We start from the raw sequence: 2,407 nt of genomic DNA, 5'->3' as shown, positions 1-2,407 counted from the left end.
ATAAAAGCAAAACCATTTTTTGAGATATTAAAAGTTAGGAATCAATCAATGTGGGAAATTTTTGCTCAACTTTTAAAAGATGAAGAGCAAGAGCTTATATTCACTAACGAAAAAGATGAGGTTTTATTTAATTATATATTACCAAATACTTTAGAAAAGTTAAAAAAAGACCAAGAAAAGTTTACAAAAGAATTCCAAGAAAAAATTAAAAATTAATACCTGTTATAGAAAGTGTACAACATAAGCAATTGATAATCTATTTTTTATATAAAAAATACACTTTGAGAAAACTTTTCTAATTTAATTTTTGAACAAGCTTTAATAAACACGAAGCCGTCTCAAAACCGAGACGGTTTTCTTATTAAAAAAAAGTCATGTAATAGTTGTTGATTAAGAGAGAATTTAGTATCTTTAAATACTGTATTTCAACATTTTGAGATGAACTTTAAAGAATATAATCAACAACAAAATTGGCTGTTTCCTCCTTCCATTGAGGAACTTATTCCTGCCCACCATCCTGTGCGTATTGTCAATGGAGTCATAGAAACCATGGATTTGTCTTCTCTTTATGAAGTTTATTACAAAGAAGGAAAACCTGCCTTTCATCCTAAGATGATGCTTAAAATAATGGTCTATGCCTATATGGACAATATTTATTCCTCTCGTAAAATAGAAAAAGCCATGCGAGAGAATATTAATTTTATGTGGCTCTCAGCCAAACAAGTGGCAGACCATAACACCATTGCCCGATTTAGAAGTGAAAAACTAAAAGAAGTCTTTAAAGATTTGTTTGCTCAAGTAGTAATGTTATTAGCCCAAGAAGGCTTATTGAGTTTAAAAAAAGTTTATACCGATGGCACCAAGATAGAATCGGTAGCCGGAAGATATACTTTTGTATGGGGTAATGCGATAAAAACCCGAAAAGCCAAAATGGCAGAGCAGTTGGAAGAGTTATGGAACTATGCCCAAAGCATTGCCGATCAGCAAGACCAAGACCCACCCGAGCCTCCCTCTTTTAAAAAAATAAGTCCTGAAAAGATTCGGCAGACCGCTGAGAAGATGAGTAAAATTATCAAAGAAAAATCTACCGATGCAAAACGTAAAGCCAAGGCACGCTATATAAAAAAGAACTTTGCCGATCGTTTAGAGAAATACCAACAGCAAGAAGAGATCTTACAAAGCAGAAACTCTTACAGTAAGACTGATCCGGATGCTACCTTTATGCGAATGAAAGACGATCATATGCAGAACGGACAGCTCAAACCGGGTTATAATGCACAAATCAGTACCGAGAATCAAATCATCGTTAATTATACCCTTCACCAAGACACCAATGACTTACATACATTAAAATCACATCTACAGAATCACTTTGAACTTTACGGGAGCTTACCCCAAGAGTTAACGGCAGATGCCGGTTACGGCAGTGAAGAGAATTTTAAGTTATTGAATGAAAAAGGCATAAAAGCTTATGTAAAATATCCTTTATTTGATAAAGAACAAGGCACTTCTAAGAAGAAAAAGACCCGGAATAAACCTTTTGACAGAGACAGTTTATACTATAACAAAGAAGAAGATTATTATGTATGTCCTATGGGGCAAGTGATGGAAAAGAGTAAGGAAATAACCAAGAAAACCAAATCGGGTTATGTTCAGAAATACAGTTGTTATACGGCAAAGAACTGTGAGGGTTGTCCTTTAAGAGGCGTTTGTTTTAAAGCAAAAGGCAATCGAAGTATAGAGCGAAATCACCCTTTAGAATATTACAAAGCCAGAGCAAGAGAAAACTTACTATCAGCCACCGGAGTATTAAGAAGAAAAAAGCGTATGGCAGATGTAGAAGCTGTATTTGCCCATCTTAAACACAACCGAAACTTTAAGCGATTTAGCTTAAAAGGCTTGAAAAAAGTAGAATTAGAGTTCGGATTACATGCTTTAGCTCATAATTTAAAGAAAATGGTAGCTTAACAAAGGGTATCATTCTGTCTTTTTTCTAAATCAAAGATATAAATCTCATTTTTTTATAATCCTACCAAAAACAAATAAAAAAACCGCCTTGATGGGTATCAAGACGGCTTCTTTTTATTGTTTTTTTACTCTTTTCAATTTTTATTCATTGCCAATTCTTTTTCACACATTTTGTATTATTAAGAAATATCTTTAGCTATTAAACTGATTAAATAATTTAAAATACGTAAGATTGTCTTTGTCTATTGCATTAAAAATTAATATGTTTTTTATAATTTTATTTGGATATAGGAGGTAATTGTGTATCGTAAGTAATTTTTACTTCAACTTAGAATTAAATATTAACTTAAAACAGTTTTATGTCAAACGTTAAAATGAATTGTAGCTTTTGTGGAAGCACAAATACAAAAATTACTATAGAAAAAGTGGGTAGTATATT

2 protein-coding genes are annotated in these 2,407 nt (G+C 32.2%); both read left to right on the top strand.

Annotated elements, in window-relative coordinates:
- Positions 1-216 (top strand): hypothetical protein (locus KR227_RS10660; protein ID WP_218365315.1); only part of this gene is annotated, 216 nt, incomplete at its 5' end.
- 222 nt (positions 217-438) lie between these two features.
- The gene (locus KR227_RS10655) at positions 439-1,968 is read left to right on the top strand and encodes an IS1182 family transposase (protein ID WP_218365314.1); all 1,530 of its coding nucleotides are present in this window, start codon (positions 439-441) and stop codon (positions 1,966-1,968) included.
- Positions 1,969-2,407 lie beyond the last annotated feature (439 nt).

The sequence above is a fragment of the Corynebacterium sp. TAE3-ERU30 genome, assembly GCF_019209925.1.
In the GTDB taxonomy this organism is placed as follows: Bacteria; Actinomycetota; Actinomycetes; order Mycobacteriales; family Mycobacteriaceae; genus Corynebacterium; species Corynebacterium megadyptis.
The sequence above is the reverse complement of the archived record's forward strand: the minus strand, read 5'-3'. Positions and strand labels throughout refer to the sequence as shown.

Coding starts and splice junctions, on each gene's coding strand:
- KR227_RS10655 (WP_218365314.1), top strand. CDS start 439: ATGAACTTTAAAGAATATAATCAACAACAAAATTGGCTGTTTCCTCCT.